The organism is Vibrio sp. Y2-5, from assembly GCF_014596725.1.
GTDB lineage: Bacteria > Pseudomonadota > Gammaproteobacteria > Enterobacterales > Vibrionaceae > Vibrio.
The window spans coordinates 384746-405075 of record NZ_JACVEG010000001.1 but is presented as its reverse complement, the minus strand read 5'-3'; the positions used below and the strand labels follow the sequence as shown (position 1 = coordinate 405075).

Annotated in this window: 21 protein-coding genes; 8 read left to right on the top strand and 13 right to left on the bottom strand. The window is 43.6% G+C overall.

Annotated features, from left to right (window positions below; all coding sequences use genetic code 11):
• Positions 1 to 73: 73 nt before the first annotated feature.
• Genes HUO09_RS01945 through sdhC form a run of 4 tightly spaced genes read right to left on the bottom strand, consistent with a single transcriptional unit; the run spans position 74 to position 3296 of the window.
• On the bottom strand, positions 74 to 784 hold the full coding sequence (locus tag HUO09_RS01945; protein ID WP_167412930.1) for a succinate dehydrogenase iron-sulfur subunit: 711 nt from the start codon (positions 782 to 784) through the stop codon (positions 74 to 76).
• 14 nt (positions 785 to 798) lie between these two features.
• Complete coding sequence (gene sdhA / locus HUO09_RS01940) at positions 799 to 2565, bottom strand: succinate dehydrogenase flavoprotein subunit (protein ID WP_188232805.1); 1767 nt, start codon at positions 2563 to 2565, stop codon at positions 799 to 801.
• Entirely contained in the window at positions 2566 to 2910 is a 345-nt protein-coding gene (gene sdhD, locus HUO09_RS01935) for a succinate dehydrogenase, hydrophobic membrane anchor protein (RefSeq protein WP_167412932.1), read from the bottom strand.
• A complete protein-coding gene (gene sdhC, locus HUO09_RS01930; RefSeq protein WP_188232804.1) occupies positions 2904 to 3296 on the bottom strand; it encodes a succinate dehydrogenase cytochrome b556 subunit in 393 nt (130 codons plus the stop codon). Before sdhC ends, sdhD begins: the two co-directional genes overlap by 7 nt.
• A gap of 394 nt (positions 3297 to 3690) precedes the next feature.
• Between sdhC and HUO09_RS01925 the strand changes: the two genes are divergently transcribed.
• Entirely contained in the window at positions 3691 to 4980 is a 1290-nt protein-coding gene (locus tag HUO09_RS01925; protein WP_167412934.1) for a citrate synthase, read from the top strand.
• A 65-nt stretch (positions 4981 to 5045) separates the two neighbouring features.
• Here HUO09_RS01925 and HUO09_RS01920 read toward each other — a convergent pair whose 3' ends face one another.
• Positions 5046 to 5804: a Nif3-like dinuclear metal center hexameric protein gene (locus tag HUO09_RS01920; protein ID WP_188232803.1), complete on the bottom strand. Its 759-nt coding sequence runs from the start codon at positions 5802 to 5804 to the stop codon at positions 5046 to 5048.
• Positions 5805 to 5876: 72 nt separating this feature from the next.
• Between HUO09_RS01920 and HUO09_RS01915 the strand changes: the two genes are divergently transcribed.
• Positions 5877 to 6626: a DUF1853 family protein gene (locus HUO09_RS01915; RefSeq protein WP_188232802.1), complete on the top strand. Its 750-nt coding sequence runs from the start codon at positions 5877 to 5879 to the stop codon at positions 6624 to 6626.
• Positions 6627 to 6675: 49 nt separating this feature from the next.
• Here the strand turns inward: HUO09_RS01915 and pgm are convergent, their stop codons facing one another.
• Both pgm and seqA read right to left on the bottom strand, forming a co-directional pair.
• The gene (pgm, locus tag HUO09_RS01910) at positions 6676 to 8322 is read right to left on the bottom strand and encodes a phosphoglucomutase (alpha-D-glucose-1,6-bisphosphate-dependent) (RefSeq protein ID WP_188232801.1); all 1647 of its coding nucleotides are present in this window, start codon (positions 8320 to 8322) and stop codon (positions 6676 to 6678) included.
• Positions 8323 to 8462: 140 nt separating this feature from the next.
• The gene (gene seqA / locus HUO09_RS01905; protein ID WP_167412938.1) at positions 8463 to 9023 is read right to left on the bottom strand and encodes a replication initiation negative regulator SeqA; all 561 of its coding nucleotides are present in this window, start codon (positions 9021 to 9023) and stop codon (positions 8463 to 8465) included.
• Positions 9024 to 9115: 92 nt separating this feature from the next.
• Here seqA and HUO09_RS01900 point away from each other — a divergent pair, with 92 nt between their 5' ends.
• The 3 genes from HUO09_RS01900 (at position 9116) to fldA (ending at position 10802) form a co-directional block, all read left to right on the top strand.
• A complete protein-coding gene (locus tag HUO09_RS01900) occupies positions 9116 to 9880 on the top strand; it encodes an alpha/beta fold hydrolase (protein WP_167412939.1) in 765 nt (254 codons plus the stop codon).
• A 116-nt stretch (positions 9881 to 9996) separates the two neighbouring features.
• Positions 9997 to 10218, top strand: coding sequence for a DUF2788 domain-containing protein (locus HUO09_RS01895; protein ID WP_039424790.1), 222 nt, complete (start codon positions 9997 to 9999; stop codon positions 10216 to 10218).
• Between the two features lie 56 nt (positions 10219 to 10274).
• Positions 10275 to 10802, top strand: coding sequence for a flavodoxin FldA (gene fldA, locus HUO09_RS01890; RefSeq protein WP_188232800.1), 528 nt, complete (start codon positions 10275 to 10277; stop codon positions 10800 to 10802).
• A gap of 82 nt (positions 10803 to 10884) precedes the next feature.
• Here fldA and HUO09_RS01885 read toward each other — a convergent pair whose 3' ends face one another.
• On the bottom strand, positions 10885 to 11574 hold the full coding sequence (locus tag HUO09_RS01885) for an LrgB family protein (protein ID WP_188232799.1): 690 nt from the start codon (positions 11572 to 11574) through the stop codon (positions 10885 to 10887).
• On the bottom strand, positions 11571 to 11987 hold the full coding sequence (locus tag HUO09_RS01880) for a CidA/LrgA family protein (RefSeq protein WP_167412941.1): 417 nt from the start codon (positions 11985 to 11987) through the stop codon (positions 11571 to 11573). Before HUO09_RS01880 ends, HUO09_RS01885 begins: the two co-directional genes overlap by 4 nt.
• Before the next feature lie 123 nt (positions 11988 to 12110).
• Between HUO09_RS01880 and HUO09_RS01875 the strand changes: the two genes are divergently transcribed.
• Positions 12111 to 13004, top strand: a complete 894-nt coding sequence (locus tag HUO09_RS01875; protein ID WP_188232798.1) for a LysR family transcriptional regulator — start codon at positions 12111 to 12113, stop codon at positions 13002 to 13004.
• Here the strand turns inward: HUO09_RS01875 and HUO09_RS01870 are convergent.
• On the bottom strand, positions 12997 to 13512 hold the full coding sequence (locus HUO09_RS01870) for a DUF4442 domain-containing protein (RefSeq protein ID WP_167412943.1): 516 nt from the start codon (positions 13510 to 13512) through the stop codon (positions 12997 to 12999). The genes HUO09_RS01875 and HUO09_RS01870 overlap by 8 nt on opposite strands.
• 256 nt (positions 13513 to 13768) lie before the next feature.
• Between HUO09_RS01870 and fcrX the strand changes: the two genes are divergently transcribed.
• On the top strand, positions 13769 to 14218 hold the full coding sequence (gene fcrX / locus HUO09_RS01865; RefSeq protein WP_167412944.1) for a ferric iron uptake transcriptional regulator FcrX: 450 nt from the start codon (positions 13769 to 13771) through the stop codon (positions 14216 to 14218).
• Positions 14219 to 14335: 117 nt separating this feature from the next.
• Here the strand turns inward: fcrX and HUO09_RS01860 are convergent, their stop codons facing one another.
• The 3 genes from HUO09_RS01860 to fabB form a co-directional block, all read right to left on the bottom strand.
• On the bottom strand, positions 14336 to 15349 hold the full coding sequence (locus tag HUO09_RS01860) for an aspartate-semialdehyde dehydrogenase (protein WP_167412945.1): 1014 nt from the start codon (positions 15347 to 15349) through the stop codon (positions 14336 to 14338).
• Positions 15333 to 16478 (bottom strand): 4-phosphoerythronate dehydrogenase, encoded by a 1146-nt coding sequence (locus HUO09_RS01855; protein WP_167412946.1) that lies wholly within the window; start codon positions 16476 to 16478, stop codon positions 15333 to 15335. The genes HUO09_RS01860 and HUO09_RS01855 overlap by 17 nt, the downstream gene beginning before the upstream one ends.
• A gap of 294 nt (positions 16479 to 16772) precedes the next feature.
• Positions 16773 to 17984 carry a beta-ketoacyl-ACP synthase I gene (gene fabB, locus HUO09_RS01850; RefSeq protein ID WP_188232797.1) on the bottom strand — a complete coding sequence of 404 codons (1212 nt, stop codon included), beginning with the start codon at positions 17982 to 17984 and terminating at the stop codon, positions 16773 to 16775.
• Between the two features lie 126 nt (positions 17985 to 18110).
• On the opposite strand from fabB, the gene mnmC reads away from it, so the two are divergent.
• The gene (gene mnmC, locus HUO09_RS01845) at positions 18111 to 20126 is read left to right on the top strand and encodes a bifunctional tRNA (5-methylaminomethyl-2-thiouridine)(34)-methyltransferase MnmD/FAD-dependent 5-carboxymethylaminomethyl-2-thiouridine(34) oxidoreductase MnmC (RefSeq protein ID WP_188232796.1); all 2016 of its coding nucleotides are present in this window, start codon (positions 18111 to 18113) and stop codon (positions 20124 to 20126) included.
• The last annotated feature ends 204 nt before the right edge of the window (positions 20127 to 20330 follow it).

The window sequence follows — 20330 nt, the reverse complement described above, 5'->3', positions numbered from 1 at the left end:
GTAGGTTTCACGTTTGCTTCGGTCTACGCCGAGCTACAAAGGCAGGCCCTAAGGCCTGCAATCTTGTGACTATTTAAACAGAACGATTAATCAGCATCGATTTAATGTGGCCGATTGCTTTCGTCGGATTTAACCCTTTAGGACAGACACTTACACAATTCATGATGCCATGGCAACGAAAAACGCTGAATGCATCATCAAGATTAGATAAGCGTTCATCTGTCGCTGTGTCACGGCTATCAATTAACCATCGATAAGCAGCTAAAAGACCTGCAGGACCAATAAACTTATCAGGGTTCCACCAGAACGACGGACATGAAGTTGTACAACATGCACACATGATACATTCGTACAGACCATCTAAATGCGCTCGCTCTTCAGGAGACTGTAAGTTTTCACGTGAAGGTGGCAAATCACCTTCAGAGATCAGGAACGGTTTTACTTTTGCATAGTTGTCATAGAACTGGGTCATATCAACGATCAAGTCACGAACAACTGGCAAACCAGGTAGTGGACGAATCACTATCTTATCGCCTTTCAGAGCAGATAAAGGCGTGATACATGCCAGACCGTTTTTACCATTCATGTTTAAACCATCGGAACCACAAACACCTTCACGACATGAACGACGGAATGCGATTGTAGGATCTTGTTCTTTCAGCAAAATCAGTGCATCAAGAACCATCATATCCGAACCTTCTTTAACCTCAAGCACATAGTCTTTCATATACGGCTTGTTGTCTACATCCGGATTGTAACGATACAAAGAGAAGTTCAATTTCATTGGTTAATCCTCCCTTAGTATGTACGGATTTTTGGAGGGAACGCTTCACGATGCACAGGCGTCATGTTTACATCACGCTTGCTCATCTGTTCCGTCTCTGGGTTATAGATAGAGTGACATAGCCAGTTAGCATCATCACGGTCTGGGAAATCGAAGCGAGCATGTGCGCCACGGCTTTCTGTACGGTAGTTCGCCGCAACAGCCGTTGAGAATGCTGTTTCCATCAAGTTATCTAGCTCTAGACACTCAATACGTTGAGTGTTGAACTCAGAAGACTTGTCTGAAAGATGAGCTTCTTTTAGGCGTTCACGAATCACTTTCAGCTCTTCTAGACCTTGTGCCATTGCATCACCTTCACGGAATACCGAGAAGCTGTTTTGCATGCAGCGTTGTAGGTCTTTACGGATTTGGAATGGGTCTTCGCCACCTTTGCTATTTTCCCAACGCATGGTACGCGCTAGTGAAGCTTCGATATCCGATTCAGTTGCTGGACGTGCTTCTGATTGCGCCGCAAGAGCTTCACCTAGGTGAAGACCGGTTGCACGACCGAATACCACTAGGTCAAGCAGTGAGTTACCACCCAGACGGTTTGCACCGTGAACAGATACTGATGCAATCTCACCACAAGCGAACAAGCCTTGAACTTCCATATCTTTACCAGAAGCATCTTGTTTGATCGCTTGACCAGAAACTTGCGTTGGTACACCACCCATCATGTAGTGACAGGTTGGGATAACTGGAATTGGTTCTTTTACTGGATCAACGTGAGCAAAGGTACGAGAAAGCTCACAGATACCTGGTAGACGAGATTCAAGAACATCTCTACCTAGGTGATCCAGTTTCAGTTTGATGTGTGGACCCCAAGGGCCATCACAACCACGACCTTCACGAATTTCAATCATCATTGAACGAGCAACAACGTCGCGACCCGCTAGGTCTTTTGCGTTTGGAGCATAACGTTCCATGAAACGTTCGCCGTCTTTATTTAGAAGGTAACCACCTTCACCACGACAACCTTCCGTTACCAGTACACCCGCACCTGCAATACCAGTTGGGTGGAATTGCCACATTTCCATGTCTTGCATTGGTACGCCAGCACGCAGTGCCATACCCACACCGTCACCAGTATTGATATGAGCGTTAGTCGTAGACGCGTAGATACGACCCGCACCACCTGTTGCCAGAATCGTTGCTTTAGATTTGAAGTAACAAATCTCACCAGTTTCCATACATAGAGCAGTACAACCTAAGATGGCACCATCTTGGTTCTTCACTAAATCCAGTGCGTACCACTCAGAGAAAATGGTTGTCTTATGTTTGATGTTTTGTTGGTAAAGAGTGTGCAGTAGCGCGTGACCAGTACGGTCTGCCGCAGCCGCTGTACGAGCAGCTTGCTCACCACCAAACTCTTTAGATTGACCACCAAACGGACGTTGATAGATTGAACCATCTTCAAAACGAGAGAATGGCAGCCCCATACGCTCTAGTTCGATAACAGATTCAGGACCGTTCTTACACATATATTCGATAGCGTTTTGGTCACCGATGTAATCAGAACCTTTTACCGTATCGTACATGTGCCACTGCCAGTTATCTTTGTGAGAGTTACCAAGAGCAACGGTAATACCACCTTGAGCAGATACTGTGTGTGAACGAGTTGGGAATACTTTAGATAGCAAAGCACAAGATAGGCCTTGCTCAGAAATTTGCAGTGCAGCACGCATGCCAGCACCACCAGCGCCGATTACTACGGCATCAAACTCACGAACAGGAATAGTCACTTACGCACCCCACAAAACAAACAGGCCAGAGAAGAAGTATCCAAACAGAATTGCAATGACGACTAATTGAAGACCGCCACGAAGTTTTGAACACTTTACGTAGTCAGTTAGTACTTGCCATAAGCCAATCCAGCCGTGGATAAGAACTGAAACTAACGCCAACATTGTGAAGACTTTAGTAAACGTACCTCCAAAGAAGGACGTCCATGAGACATATGAGATATCTGTGAAAGCGCAGAAACTCACGAGATAGATCGTATAAAGAGTCATGATGATCGCGGTAGAGCGAATTAGTAAGAAATCATGAACTCCATTGCGACCGAATGAAGAAACGTTTTTTACCATACCAAGATCCCCGCCAATACAGATAGAACGGCTGTTGCAGCGAAAGCAACTTTCGCACTCATTGCTCCAGATTCAAGCTCCTCGAAATGACCAAGATCCATCAATAAATGACGAATACCACCAGCAATGTGGTAGGCCAAAGCGGTTAAAATGCCCCAAAGAATAAACTTGGCAAAAAAACCACCTACAAGATGACTCGCGTCCATGAAGCCTTGTGGCGAAGATAATGATAAGGATAGTAACCAAAGCAGTATGCCGACAGCGACAAACGTAATAACCCCTGACACACGGTGAAGGATTGATGCGATTGCGCTAATCGGAAAGCTAATGGTCTGTAAATCTAAATTAACAGGTCTTGACTTTCTTTCTTTCACGGGCTTGCTCACTCAGCTCCATTGAGCATTTATAGTTATGGATGTTTTTTGGTGGCAAAGCCATAAAACTTAACACTTACTTAACAAATAACCGCCATATCTAGCACTTAAATTGTAAATAAATTGTTAACAACCAGAATAAAAACCTCTCATTCTAATTGTTTCTAGCCTTGAATTTATAAGGTTTCCACCAAAATTAACTGCGCCAATATACGGCTGGCAACATTCTAATACAATTGATGTAACAATTTTTGCTACATAGAACAGATTTTTAACTTTATATGTATAAAAAATCAAAGAAAGTGCACACATCAGATGAAGAAAATTGACTTTGATGTAGATCAGACGTAAAAAAAGGCACACAAAACATCCTGGACGGATTAAATAATAAACAAAGGAGATTGTTATGGCAGATAAGAAAGCGACCCTTCATATTGAAGGTAAAGCGCCAATTGAACTGCCGATTATGGACGGGAGTATCGGCCCACAAGTAATCGATGTTCGCAAACTTGGAGCGAATGGCTACTTTACATTTGACCCGGGTTTTCTTGCCACTGCATCCTGTGAATCTCAAATCACTTACATCGACGGCGACAAAGGTGTTCTGCTACACCGCGGTTACCCTATCGATCAATTAGCCAATAACGCCGACTATTTAGAAGTGTGTTACATCCTTCTTTACGGTGAATCCCCTACTCGTGAAAAATACGACGAGTTCAAGAAAATTGTAACTCGCCACACTATGGTACATGAGCAAATCGCAAGCTTCTTCCACGGCTTCCGTCGTGATGCTCACCCAATGGCCGTTATGTGTGGTGTAGTTGGTGCTCTGGCAGCCTTCTACCATGACTCTTTAGACATCAATAATGACCAACACCGCGAAATTGCGGCATACCGTCTACTGTCTAAAATGCCAACATTGGCAGCAATGTGTTACAAGTACTCTGTAGGTCAACCATTCATTTACCCACGTAATGATCTTGGCTATGCAGAAAACTTCCTGCATATGATGTTTGCAACACCATGTGAAGAGTATGACGTAAACCCTGTGGTTGCTCGCGCGATGGATAAAATCTTTACCCTTCACGCAGACCATGAACAAAACGCATCAACTTCGACAGTGCGTCTAGCTGGTTCTTCGGGTGCTAACCCGTTTGCATGTATTGCAGCAGGTATTGCCTCTCTTTGGGGTCCTGCTCACGGTGGTGCTAACGAAGCATGTCTACGTATGCTTGAAGAGATCGGTTCTGTAGATAAAATTCCTGAATACGTTGAGCGTGCTAAGGATAAAGATGACCCGTTCCGCCTAATGGGCTTCGGTCACCGTGTTTACAAAAACTACGACCCTCGCGCAACGGTTATGCGTGAAGCATGTCATGACGTTCTTAAAGAGCTTAATATCAACGATCCACTTCTGGACGTTGCTATGGAACTTGAGCGTATTGCACTTTCTGATGAGTACTTCATCGAGAAGAAACTTTACCCGAACGTAGACTTCTACTCAGGTATCATTCTTAAAGCGATTGGTATCCCAGTATCTATGTTTACCGTAATCTTCGCGATGTCTCGTACTATCGGTTGGATTGCTCACTGGAACGAAATGCACAGCGATCCTTCGAACCGTATCGGTCGTCCGCGTCAGCTGTACACTGGTCTGAAAATGCGTGATTTCGAGCCTCTACACGAGCGCGAATAACTCCGCATTAATACGTACGAAAAAAGAGCGAGATATTATCTCGCTCTTTTTATTTCAATGACCGACTAGACTGGATTATCAATATCAATAAAAGTCACATCAAAACCGTGCTGATCTGCCAACCACTCACCGAGAGCTTTAACACCGTAACGCTCGGTTGCATGATGCCCTGCCGAAAAATAATGAATATTCATTTCACGTGCTGAGTATGTGGTACGCTCTGAAATCTCACCAGAGATAAACGCATCCAACCCTTGTGCAGCTGCCAATTCAATATAGTCCTGACCACCTCCAGTGCACCAACCTACTGTTTTTATTTCTTTATCCGCATACTCTGGTGCAATATGCAAAGGCTGACGATTGAGCACTTGTGCGATTCTTTGCTCAATCTGTTGACCTGTCAGTGGGTGTTCGAACGAACCAAACATGGCCACAGATTGCGGGTGACCTTCTAACCCACCCTCAGTTTTAATTTCCAATAACTTGGCGAGCTGTGCGTTGTTACCCAGATCCGGATGAATATCTAACGGCAGGTGGTAAGCAAAAAGGTTGATGTCATTTTTGATTAACTGACGAATACGCTGACCTTTCATTCCACGTATCGACTCGCTCTCACCTTTCCAGAAATAACCGTGGTGAACTAGTATTGCATCAGCATTGTGCTTAATCGCTTCTTCGATAAGCGCTTTAGATGCAGTCACACCAGTAATGATTTTTTTGACTTCTTTTTTACCTTCGATTTGAAGACCGTTTGGGCAGTAATCTTTAATTAGCTGCGGAGATAGAAGCTCGTTTAAATGGGCTTCTAATTGTAAATTATTCATTTTAATTTCCATTGCTTATTGACTATAGCAGGGTTATAACAATTCTAATGTAAAGCATGGACAGGCGAAAGCATGGACTTAAAACCGCTATTCGATTGGGTGATTACAACGCCTTCTTTATTTGAAGCGAAACCACCAATTGTCAGTACCCCTCCTTTCATTCATAACGCAGAGGTTGACTGGGGTCCTTATCGAGGAAACCGACGTCTGGGATTTGTTTATCAACACTTGTGTTCAAAACTATTCACACTAGCCCCCACTTATAGCTCCATCGCAGAAGAAATCCAACTTAACCACGAAGGTAAAACCATCGGTGCTGTCGATTTCATTCTAAAGAACAAAAAAAGTGAACAGTTTGAACATTGGGAAGTCGCAGTAAAATTTTATCTACTGCATCAAGGATTTTGGTATGGACCTAATGCTCAGGATAGACTGGACCTAAAATTAGCTCATATGCTTGAACATCAGCTCCCTCTCTCCAGTCATGAACAATTTTCCAAACGTTATCCGTTATGGAAAAACGCTGTTCCCCGGCTACTTATGCAAGGGCGCTTATACATCAACCCTTTCAATTCTGAGCCAACACCCACTGAGTGTGGAGGATATAAGCTGAATTCGAGCCAGATATCAGGACACTGGTGCTATCAATCTCAAGTTGATCAGGTTGAAGAGCGGCTTTATGTGATAGAAAAGTCTCAGTGGTTAACGGGTAGAAATGAATCCTCGCCTATTTACACACCTTCTGAATCGGGCTTTGTTCACTGTCAGTCTGAATCAGGCGTTTTCTGGTTTATCATGCCGGAAGAGTGGCCCAAGAATTAGACGCATAAAAAAAGAGGCGAACAAGTCGCCTCTTCTCAACTTTCGTTGCTTATAAGCCAGCTGCTTTAAACACCTGATTTACGATCTCTTGAGCTTCTTTCTCTATCTGAGCTAAGTGCTCTTCGCCTTTGAAGCTCTCGCAGTAAATTTTATAGATATCTTCAGTGCCTGACGGACGAGCTGCGAACCAACCAAATTCAGTGGTTACTTTCAAACCGCCAATCGCTGCACCATTACCCGGAGCATGAGTAAGACGAGCGGTAATTGGGTCACCAGCCAATGTTTGAGCAGATACCATTTCCGCAGAAAGTTTACTTAGTACGTCTTTCTGAGGGCCATTTGCTACCGCTTGAATCCGGTTGTAGCTCGATTCACCGTGCTTAGCTGCCAATTCATCATAATATTGCTGAGGGTTTTTACCCGTCACAGCGGTAATTTCAGCCGCTAGTAAGCATAAAATGATGCCGTCTTTATCCGTTGACCAAGGTGTGCCATCTTTACGTAGGAAAGAAGCACCTGCACTTTCTTCGCCGCCAAAGCCAAATTTGCCGCTGTATAAGCCATCCACAAACCATTTGAAGCCAACTGGTACTTCGCACAGTTCACGACCAAGGTCTGCGACTACTTTGTCAATAATTGCGCTAGATACCAGTGTTTTACCAACTGCAACCTCTTTGCCCCAACCTTCACGATGACGGTAGAGGTAATCGATACACACCGCTAAGAAATGGTTTGGATTCATCAGGCCTTTAGGCGTAACAATACCGTGGCGGTCGTAATCTGGGTCATTACCAAATGCCAGATCATACTCATCTTTAAGCGCAAGCAGACCAGCCATCGCATAAGGTGATGAACAGTCCATACGAACCACACCATCTTTATCTAAAGACATAAACTGGAACGTTGGGTCAATTGCTTCGCTCACTAGCGTTAAATCTAGATTGTATGCCTTACCAATTTGACGCCAGTAATCAATACCGCTACCACCTAGTGGATCAACACCAATTTTCAGGTTGGCTTTTTGAATCGCTTCCATATCGATAACGTTGACTAAGTCATCAATATAAGGCTTCACCAAATCCACTTGTTTGAACAGCGGAGATTGTTTTGCTTCGCTAACCGCTACACGTTTTACATCTTGCATATTGTTAGCAATGATTTGGTTAGCGCGATCTTCTATCGCTTTGGTTAACTGACCTTCAGCAGGACCACCATGGGTCGGGTTGTATTTGATACCACCATCCTGAGGTGGGTTGTGAGACGGAGTGATCACAATACCGTCTGCTTTTTCGTCATGCTTTAGGTTGTAAGTCAGGATTGCATGAGAAATACCCGGAGTAGGTGTATAGCCGTTGTTTTCTTGAACAATCACTTCAACACCATTTGCAATCAGGACTTCAATCACCGAGCTAAACGCAGGTTCAGAAAGAGCGTGAGTATCTTTACCGACAAATAAAGGCCCTTTTGTACCTTGTTCTGCACGAACCTCAACCACAGCCTGCGCAATCGCCAAAATATGATTTTCGTTGAAAGTAGATTTATCCGCCGTACCGCGGTGACCAGATGTGCCGAACTCTACTTTGTGAGCCGGATTACTGGGTTCTGGTTGGAGGAGGAAGTAGTTTGCAACTAACGCAGGAATGTTATGTAAATCTTCTTGTTGCGCTTTCTGCCCTGCTCGTGGGTGCATAGCCATAATGACATCCTTTCTAAAATTCAGACAAAATAAAACCTCATAATACGAACTTTATATTGTGCATTATGAGGTTTGAATCAGACTTTTTTGTTTTTCAGTTCGAGATTTAGATCGCGCTTTCTCTTTAGTTAACTTTCGTTTTAGATAGCGTTAGTTACTTTCTCGATAATGTCCGCAGGGAAATTCATTAGCGTCATCACTTGTTCAACCATCTGCTGTTTGCGACTGGTGTTGTTGTTAGTGATAACCCAAAATGGCGTATTAGGAATTGCTTTTGGCTTCGTTGTTTGACCATTCGCCAATAAAGTCTGTTCGTTGTCAGCAAAATACACGCGTTTACGGCCTTTAACTGACATCGCGTCAGAGAAACTTGCCGAATCAATACGGTAAAGTGTGGACAGCACCAACATAAAACGGTCGACTGCTTTCTTTAATCCCGCAAACTCATCAGAAATCAGTAAAGTGCGCATTTCTTTTACGCTATCTACTTTCGTTTCTTGAGCAGCATCTTTACTCACAACGATACCTTTCGGTTCAGCAGCTACAGCAGACACAGCAGGAGCTTCTGGCTTGGCAGAAGATGCACTCTTGTTATCTACATCCAACAGACGGCGCAAAATATCAGACGCGCTCTCACCGATATGAAGGGTTTGACCCGCGATGTAGCGGTATAGATCCTCATCAACCTCTATTGTTTTCATTCGCTTTTCACAATCTCAATGTTTAAACTCTGAGGGATTATAGCGAGATCTTTGCCGAGACTCTACGTTAAACCAATCACTAATAAGATAAAATGTCAGCACATCTAAATTATAAACTCGAAGGTGAGGGTCACACCGTTGTTTTGATCCACGGCTTATTTGGCAACTTAGACAATTTGGGGTTACTCGCCCGCGATTTAAAAATCGATCACCAAGTACTGAGTGTTGACCTGCGCAACCATGGTCAGTCCTTTCATAGTGATGAACACGACTATGAAGTTATGGCTAACGATGTAAAGCAGCTTCTTGAATCACTCAACATCGCAAAAGCAATTGTGATTGGTCACTCAATGGGTGGCAAAGTCGCGATGAAGCTAGCGGATATTGATGCGTCGAGAATAGAGAAACTCGTGGTGCTTGATATGTCTCCCGTCAAGTACAGCAAACGCAAACATGATGCCGTTATCGCAGGGTTAGATGCCGTACTGGAAAGTAAACCTTCTTCACGCAGTGAAGTTATGGCGTTATTAGCACAGCATATCGAAGAAGACGGTGTTCGCCAGTTCTTGGGTAAATCGCTCACTAAACAAGATGATCATATGACTTGGCGTTTCAATGTGCCGAGCATCAAACAGAATTACTCGAATATCATCGGCTGGGAACCCATTGCTCCTTGTGATGTTCCAACTCTGTTTATTAAAGGTGGTAACTCAGACTATTTAACCTCTGAGCATCAACCTCAAATACAAGCGCAGTTTAAGCAGGCAAAAGCACACGTCATTGCTAACACAGGTCACTGGTTACATGCAGAAAAACCAGCAGAAGTATTACGCGCAATTCGTAAGTTTATTGACTAAAGAGCAATTTTTAGCCAATAAGCCAACTAAGTGTGAATTCGGTAATGTTGCATCCATTAACTTTGCTTAATAACAGTGGTATAGTGCGCGCAAGCAAATTGGCATAAAGGATACCCATGCTGTACGACTACATGAATATGCTCGAATCTATCGGGCTAGACTTGCTTTTTGCATCTATCTTTTTCTTAATCGGTATGGCGATTAAAGATGTATTAAAACAAGGTAATGTACCGGTTTTTGGCCGTCGTATTGTTTGGTTAGTTCTATTTTTAGGTTGTGCAGGCTTTATCGCAAAAGGTCTTATCCAACTCAGTTGGGAAGGCACTGGCTTGGGTTAATTCACCCAGCCCATCGATTTCCCCGCAACCCATAACAATTTAAAGGTAAAGGCTCTATGGCAAGTGTAGGTATCTTCTTTGGTAGCGATACAGGTAACACCGAAGCGATTGCAAAGATGATTCAAAAACAACTCGGTAAAAATCTGGTTCATGTTCAAGATATTGCGAAAAGCAGCAAAGAGGACATCGATAACTTCGATCTTTTACTTCTAGGTATTCCTACGTGGTACTACGGTGAAGCTCAATGCGACTGGGATGATTTTTTCCCAGAATTAGAAGCGATCGACTTCTCTACTAAACTGGTAGCGATTTTCGGCTGTGGTGACCAAGAAGATTACGCAGAATACTTCTGTGACGCGATGGGTACAGTACGTGACATCGTTGAAGCGAAAGGTGCAACTATCGTAGGTAACTGGTCTACAGAAGGCTACGAGTTTGAAGCATCTAAAGCACTTGTAGATGAAAAACACTTTGTAGGCTTATGTATCGATGAAGACCGCCAACCTGAATTGACAGAAGAGCGCGTCACTAAGTGGGTACAACAAGTTTACGAAGAGATGTGTCTTGCAGAACTTGAAGACTAAGTTATTCCCTTAGCGATTAATAAATAGCCTCTGCACATGCGGGGGCTTTTTTATTCTTCCGGTTTAACCAATGGCCTCAATTCTACCAAAGTAACTGGCCTATTAAGGGGGCAAGCAATACCGTTACCATTCCAGCAATCATCATCGCGACACTGGAAACAACACCTTCAGAGGAGCCCATTTGATACGCTTTTGCCGTTCCTGCACCATGTGCAGAAGCACCTAAACTCGCGCCTTTTCCCATCCTAGAACGAATAGCACATACGGTTAATATCAATTCTCCCATCGCCATACCAAGCAAACCTGTTATTACAACAAACAATGCCGTCAGATCGCTTTGACCACCAATCGACTTTGATGCTTCTACTGCAAAGGGCGTAGTCACAGAACGCATTGCTAGGCTCCGTTGCAGCAATTCAGAAAGATTAAGCCAGCGAGCGAGCAACACGGTTGAGCCTACTGCCACAAAAACAGACACCAACACACCAACCGATAAAGAAAGCCAATGGTGTTGAATCAACCTTCGATTGTCATAAATCGGGATAGCAAATGCGACAGTTGCAGGCCCAAGCATCCACAGTAGCCAGTGCGAATCGGTCATGTAGTCTTGATAGGGAATGTGAAAACCGAGAACAACCACGACCAATAATAAAGGTGCCAATAAAAGAGGCGTCAACAAAATAGTACGCTTTCTCTGATAAAGCCATTTACTGCCGTAATAGAAAACAACGGTTAACAGCAGGCATAAAATGCCCAATAACGAATTACTCATAAGCTTTTTGCCACGGTGTTAATATTACTTTTTTGACGAGCTCTTTTCAGTTCAAAACGATATAACTTTTCCACCACCCAGGCCGTTGAAGCAATGACTAGCACAGTGCTTACAAGTAGCACAGCCATAATTCTCATTCCTTCTTGCTTTAATAAATCTTGATAATTAACCACCGCAACAACCGCAGGTACAAAAAACAACAGCATTTCTGCCAGCAACCAAGTCGCCCCTTTTCTTAGCCATTCAACATTGACGACTTTGCTAAAAATCAGACCAAGCAGTAAAACTAGCCCAGTCAAATTGGCTGGTATCGGAAAATGAAACGCTTTCACTAGATAGTCAGAGACTAACCAAACCAACGCTAACGCAAAGATTTGAAGAAAAGTGAACAAGGCATCGCTTAACTTTTTCATCCAATATTCCTTTACCGCAAAATAACTGTTCTCAGTATATGAAGAGGTAAAACCTTCATAAAATGACTTTTTATTATAAAATTTATGCCATTATGGAATAGTTAAAATCATCGGATTGTAATCATGGACATAAAAGCACTGAGATACTTTGTAGAGCTCGTTAATGAAAAAAGTTTTACTCGGGCTTCAGAGAAACTGTTTGTTACTCAGCCAACCATCAGCAAAATGATTCGAAGCTTGGAAGAGGAAGTCGATCAACCATTATTACACCGACAAGGACGACTTTTCTCTCTTACTGATGCTGGCGAAATTGTATATCAACGGGCTCAAGAAATTCTGGCTCAAATGTCTCAGCTCGACGCCGAGTTGATCGACCTGAATGAACTAAAACGAGGGCATCTTCGTTTAGGTATTCCGCCAATGGTTGGTCACGTTTACGCAGGGTTGATTCGCCAGTACCGTCTGCGCTATCCAGAAGTAGAAATGACCATAGTAGAATACGGCGGAAGGAAAATAGAACAAGCGGTCTCTAGTGGCGAGCTGGATGTTGCCGTCACTATGCTTTCTCTCAATCCCACGTTGGAGCTTAACGCTTTACCCCTAGATACCTATCCTATCTGCGTAGTATTGCCTGACTGTAAACCTTGGAGTGACATGACTAATATCCATTGGCAAGATATAAAAGGAGAACCTTTCTACCTCTATACCGAAGACTTCACACTCAGCGATTACATTGATCAGGCATGTGTGAGTGAAAGTATCGTTCCAATCATTGCAGCCCGAAGCAGCCAGTGGGACTTTCTAGTCGCTCTGGTCAAAAGTGGTGTTGGAGTCGCTTTTTTGCCAGAGCCCTTATGTCATCGAATCCAAGGTGAAGGCATCATAGTAAGGACGATGATCCCAAGTATTGACTGGAAGTTAGGTGCGATTTGGCATTCGGAGAGATATGTGTCCCGAACAGCAAAAGCATGGTTGGATTTATGTCGCGAATATTTAACGACAGTCGGCTCTAATTAGCCGACTCAGTACATACCTCTTCATCTTCTTCGGAGCGATACTTCGGTTTCTTACGAACATAGAGTTTTCGGTGCACTTCTGAAACTACTTCGCCTCGAGCATTCTTTACATGAATGATGAATTCAGGAAAACACTTATCTCCTGTCGCAGTCATTTTTAAAATTGAATTTAACTGCTCATCAGTAATCCTAAATTCTGCAAACAGATCGGAATGTCCCGGTTTAATAAAGTTAATGCTCGCCTCTTTATCCCACACGTAATACTGCTCACCAAGAATACCCATTAACATCAACGAATAAACGGGGTCAGTGAGAGAAAAAATGCTGCCACCATATTGGCTTCGGTTAGCATTTTTGTTCCACCAGCGTAATTTCAAGCGCATTTTTGCTTCGCGAAAATCCGTGCTAATCGACTCTATTTTTATACCCGCCCCCCAAAAAGGAGGCCAACTATTCAATGCATACTTCACAATATTAGGTTTATATAGCTTCGAGAGTATTTTATTCATGCTATCCGTGCCTTAGACTCTAGATTGCTTTGCGCCTGCACCCGCAAATGGATTCGCTTATGGCGCCATAAAAAACAGAATTAATGTTAAATAATTGTAACTGGTCTAATCACTTATATCAGTGACATAGCACGACTTTAAGAGAAAACACTAGTAACCCTCTGAACTTCGTGGTTTATTGTTCAGTGCGAGTAACCTATAATGCTGGGCAACATTGAATTCTGTTAGTTACTGCAGATCATCAACGGGAAGATATATGTCAGACAATAACCAAGCGCTAAAAGATGCTGGTCTTAAGGTAACCCTACCAAGGCTAAAGATTTTAGAAGTTTTACAACAGCCTGAGTGCCAACATATTAGTGCTGAAGAGCTCTACAAGAAGCTGATTGATCTTGGCGAAGAGATCGGTCTTGCGACTGTTTACCGAGTTCTAAATCAATTTGATGATGCAGGTATAGTGACTCGACATCATTTTGAAGGCGGCAAGTCAGTATTTGAATTATCAACTCAGCACCATCACGACCACCTTGTTTGTTTAGATTGTGGTGAAGTCATTGAATTTTCTGATGAAGTGATTGAACAACGTCAAAGAGAGATTGCCCAGCAATACAACGTTCAATTAACCAACCACAGTTTATACTTGTACGGTAAATGTGGTGACGGTACGTGTAAAGATAATCCAGACGCACATAAATCGAAAAAATAATTACGTTTGTCAGTACCTCTAATTGAAGAAACCGAGTGATTAATGCACTCGGTTTTTTTATATAGAAAAAAGGGAGTGTTTACACACTCCCTTTCTTATTTTTCCAGAGTTCAACGCTTAGAAGTAATCGCGAACCAATACTTCTGCAATTTGCACTGCGTTGGTTGCCGCACCTTTACGTACGTTATCAGCGACTACCCATAGGTTAATACCGCTGTGGTGGCTGATATCGTTGCGAATGCGACCAACCAATACTTCGTCAATACCACCAGCATCACGGACTTGAGTTGGGAAATCATTCCCTTCAAATACTCGAACACCTTCAGTTTGCTGCAAAAGCTCAATTACTTGGCTTGCATCAATTGGCGAACTGGTTTCAATATGAACCGCTTCCGCATGACCATAAAAGACAGGTACACGAACACAAGTCGGGTTAACCATGATTGAAGGATCGTTGAATATTTTTTGAGTTTCCCACACCATCTTCATCTCTTCTTTGGTGTAACCGTTATCCATAAATACATCGATTTGAGGAATACAGTTAAACGCAATTTGCTGGCTGAATGCATTGTTCTCAGCTGGCAGACCATTCAACAGTTTCGCAGTTTGCCCTGCTAGCTCATCGATACCAGACTTACCCGCACCCGATACAGACTGGTAAGTCGATACGTTAATACGTTCGATGCCCACCGCGTCATAAATTGGTTTTAACGCCACCAACATTTGAATGGTTGAACAGTTAGGGTTAGCAATGATATTGCGGTTGCGGAACTCTGCAATCGCTTCTGGGTTAACCTCAGGCACAACCAGAGGTACATCGTAGTCGTAACGGAATTGTGAGGTATTATCGATAACCACTACACCAGCATCTGCAGCAATTGGTGCCCATTTTTCAGATAGATCACCACCTGCCGAGAACAGCGCGATATGTGCTTGGGACCAATCGAAGTTTTCTACATTCTGAACCTCAATCGTTTTACCGTTAAAACGGTAAGTTTTGCCTTCGCTACGCTCACTCGCCAACAAGAACAGTTCATCAACAGGAAACTTACGCTCCTTGAGAACTTCTAACATTGTTTCACCGACTGCGCCTGTCGCGCCGAAGATTGCTACATTAAATTGCTGGCTCATTGGTTACCTCAATTCTAAAACCTAATTTCTCTAGCGGTGCTAAGTTGGACAGCTCATCACCGACAAGTGTGATCGCGCTATACTCGCGTCTGTCCCAATAATTCTTACGCATTAAGTCAAATGCACCCGGTTGACTAATTTCACGACGGAACTGCGCATCGTCTTTTCTTACATCGTAGACGAGTTGAATCAAATTAAATAATGTTGCTTCGTCCCAAGCACGTTCCAGTATAACTTTAGGAATAGGTGCGATTGGCAGTAAAGCTGAAGGATTAGCCCAAGCACTTGATTCGATGTACTCACAATAACTATTGAAGATCATTGTGGTACCACGAGCTTTACCTTCTAAACCGTAGCCTGCTACGTGTGGTGTAGCAAACGCAAGCAGGGGCAACAGCTCCATATCCACTTGTGGTTCAAACTCAAACACGTCTAGAGCTGCGATAAAACCGTCTTGTTTTTGTAGACGAGCTTTCAGAGCTGCGTTATCGACGATTGGGCCACGAGCAGCGTTAATCAGAATTTGATCGTCTCTCAGGTTTTCAAGTACTTGTTCGTTAATCAGATGATGGGTCGGCCATTCACCGTCAGTGGTTATCGGAGTATGCAGAGTGATGACATCTGCTTTACTTAATAACTCATCGAGAGGAGTAAACTCGCGAGAGTCTCCTTCTGCCTGCTTCGGTGGATCGTTCAGAAGAACGTTAATTCCCATACCTGTTAAACATTCAGATAGGTAAGTACCTACTTGCCCAGCCCCAACAATACCGACTGTCTTTTCAAAAATAGAAAAACCATGTTGCTGTGACAAAACCATCAGAACACTGACTACATATTCAGCAACGCCAACCTTGTTACAACCCGGAGCAGCGGTAAAGAAAATATCACGTTTCTCAAGTAACGCTTGATCAACATGGTCCATACCAGCAGTTGCCGTTCCGACAAATCGTAGTTTATTAGCCTTGCTCAATAACGCTTCATCTACTTTGGTTACTGAGCGAATCATTAGCGCATCTACATCGACTAAATCGTCAGCAGTTAGAGTACGACCGGGTTTAAGAATCACTTCGCCCAATTGGCTGAATAATTCTTCAGCGTAAGGCATATTTTCATCGATTAAGATTTTCATTGCAGAATTTAACCCTGATTTGAACCATAGGGGCTTGTTTCCCTTCTATAGCTGGCATTGTGCAAAAAAGAGCGGGAGGTGTCGAGGATAATAGGCTTAAGCCCTAAAATAAAAATACCCAGTGGCAATGATAGCCACTGGGCAATATCCAGAACAAAAGGATCTCGTCCCGCTCTCCATGGGACAAAGTCAGCGTCTGTTTGATCAGTCAAGCTGATCGGTTCTGGAAACCAAAATACCAATCTAAGTAAGTCATTACTCCAATTGGTATTACCTTACGGTATCCTTGGTCTCTTAAGCTTCGTACTTCTTAATTACTAGAGTGGCGTTAGTACCACCGAATCCAAAGCTGTTTGACATAACTGTTGTCAGCTCTTGCTCACGCATTTCAGACACGATATCCAGACCATCTGCAGCTTCGTCTAGGTTCTCGATGTTAATGCTTGGCGCGATGAAGCCGTGGTGTAGCATTAGAGTTGAGTAAATCGCTTCGTGTACACCCGCTGCACCTAGAGCATGACCTGTCATTGCTTTCGTTGCAGAAATTGCTGGGCTGTTGCCGCCGAATACTTCTTGGATAGCACCAAGTTCTTTCACGTCACCAACAGGAGTTGAAGTACCGTGAGTGTTCACGTAATCCACTTTGTCGATGCCTTGCATTGCCATCTTCATACAACGCACAGCACCTTCACCTGATGGTGCAACCATGTCGTAGCCGTCAGAGGTCGCACCGTAGCCGATGATCTCACCGTAGATTTTCGCGCCACGAGCAAGTGCGTGCTCAAGTTCTTCGATAACAACCATACCGCCGCCACCAGAGATAACGAAACCGTCACGGCCAGCATCATAAGTACGAGACGCTTTGTCTGGTGAATCATTGTATTTTGTTGATAGTGCGCCCATTGCATCGAACATCATAGTCAATGACCAATCCAGCTCTTCACCACCACCTGCAAATACGATGTCTTGTTTACCCAGTTGGATAAGCTCCATTGCGTGACCAATACAGTGTGCTGAAGTTGCACATGCAGAACTGATGGAGTAGTTCACACCACGGATTTTGAATGGCGTTGCCAAACATGCAGAAACTGTTGAAGACATTGTGCGCGGTACCATGTATGGACCAATACGCTTAACGCCTTTCTCACGAAGAGTATCGACAGCGATCACTTGGTTCAGTGATGATGCACCACCAGAACCTGCAACAATACCTGTACGATCATTAGAAACGTGTTCAGGAGCAAGGCCCGCATCAGCGATTGCTTGTTCCATTGATAGGTAAGCAAATGCCGCCGCATCACCCATAAAGCGCATTTGTTTGCGATCAATATGGTCAGCAGGGTTCATCTTCAAGTTACCCCAAACCTGAGAGCGAAGACCTTGCTCTTTAAATTGCTCAGAGCCTGTGATGCCTGATTTGCCAGCTTTAAGAGACGATAAAACTTCTTCGACGTTGTTACCGATACTTGAAACAATACCCATACCGGTGATTACGACTCGTTTCATGTGACATTCCTATTATTCAATAATTCGTTAAATGATAACGAAGATGGACTTCAAAAGTGGTCAGCTTTCCCATAAATCCGTACAATCTCGACAATATTTCGCCGAATTTGAAAGAATTTTCCTACTATGACATCCATAACTAACGCACAGCTTGGCTGGAATGATGCCGGAACGCCGGTTTCAGACCAGTTCGATGATGTTTATTTTTCAAACGTCAATGGACTGGAAGAAACTCGCTATGTGTTTCTAACTCAAAATAATCTTCCTCAAAGATGGCAAGATTATGACCAAAAGCGTTTTGTTATTGCCGAAACTGGATTTGGTACTGGATTAAACTTCCTCGCAGTTTGGCATTGGTTTGAGAAGTTTAGACAGCAAAACCCCGAAGCGATACTACAATCATTACATTTCATCAGTTTTGAGAAGTTCCCGCTTAGTAAGGCTGACTTAATTAAAGCGCATGAATCTTGGCCTGAACTGGCTGAATACGCCCAACAACTCCATGAATTCTATCCGATTGCCGTTCCGGAATGTCACCGTATCATCTTAGCTAACGGCGCTATTACGCTCGATTTGTGGTTTGGTGACATTAAAGACTGCATGCCAAAAGTGCCAACCCTAAAGCAAGGTATTGTTGATGCCTGGTTTTTGGATGGCTTCGCACCAAGCAAAAACCCTGAAATGTGGAACCAAGATCTGTTCGATGGTATGGCAAAACTGGCCAAGCAAGACTGTACCTGTGCAACTTTCACGGCAGCGGGTTTCGTGCGTAGAGGATTAATTGAAGCTGGCTTTGATATGAAGAAAGTCAAAGGCTTCGGTACTAAACGAGAAATGATTGCTGGCAAGCTCAAAGAGAAAGTGGCGTACAGCAACATTAAGCCTTGGTTTAATGTCGAAGCAACAGAAGATTTGCATAACGTTGCCATTATTGGTGGTGGTATTGCCAGTGCAACGCTTGCGAAGACGCTTACGGCTAGAGGCATTAACGTTTCCATCTATTGTAAAGATGAAGCCCCTGCGAAAGGCGCGTCAGGCAATCGTCAAGGTGCTGTTTATCCACTGCTTAATGGTGAACACTCTGGCGTATCACGTGTGTTTGCTCCGGCCTTTTTATTTGCTCGCCAATTTATCGACCAAGCAGCAAAGACCGTTTCGTTTGACCATGACTGGAGTGGCGTGACTCAGCTAATGTGGGATGACAAATCGAGCAAAAAACTGCACACCATGTTGAAAGCGGATTTTTCGCCAGAGTTGGTATTCAAGAATAATATTGAACAGACCAACCAAACAGTGGGTTTGCCAGTAGATGTTGAGAGTATCTCCTACCCTATGGGGGGCTGGCTGTCCCCAGCTCAGTTAACTCAAGGTTTAATTGCTGAGTTAGAGCAACAAGCTAGGCTAAAGGTTTACTACCAGCACCATATTGATTCGCTCGACTGGCAAGAAGAAGATAAACAGTGGCAACTGACCTGTGGAGAGAAAAAACTTCACCACCAAGCGGTTGTTATCGCCACTGGGCATCTGTTTGATAGCCTGACTCAGACACAATTTGTCCCTCTTGGAAAAGTAAAAGGCCAAGTGAGCCATATTCCAACCAACAGCGAATTGCAGCAGTTGAAAACCGTGCTCTGCTACGACGGTTATATGACGCCATGTAACCCAAACAATCAGCACCACTGTATTGGTGCCAGTTACGACCGTTCCCATTTAGATCACGAGTTCGACCCGCAGGCACAAGTTGAAAATGCTCAGCGTCTAAAAAACTGCTTACCTCAGCAATCATGGCCAAACAGTGTCGATGTGAGCGAAAACCAATCTCGCCAAGGCATTCGCTGCGTAAGTCGGGATCATCTTCCGTTTGTAGGTAACTTGGGGAACTTTGAAGCAATAGCAGAACAATATTCCAAACTAAACGGGATGAGCGAGAGCGACGCTTCTGATATAGCCCAATATCCTCAGTTGTACGCATTGATTGGATTAGGCTCTCGCGGTTTGAGTTCGGCGCCACTAATGGCAGAACTGCTTGCTTCGCAAATGAATGGTGACCCGATGCCTCTACCTAACGATGTGCTTGAAACGCTTCATCCAAGCAGAATGTGGGTAAGAAAGTTACGTAAAGGGAAAGCTTTGACTGGCTAAGTCTTCACGAAAGTTAAGAGATAGCTTTTTTAATTACCTTGCTCAAAACTATCATTTTGACTATTTGCATTCTAAGGTTGGGAATCAACCTTAGAAGCATATGCTCATATTATTTTACTAGCTCGATATCAAACCTTTTTGACTTAATGCGACGCGAATGAAACACCCTGTCAATGAACATATACAAAAAGACACAACACATCG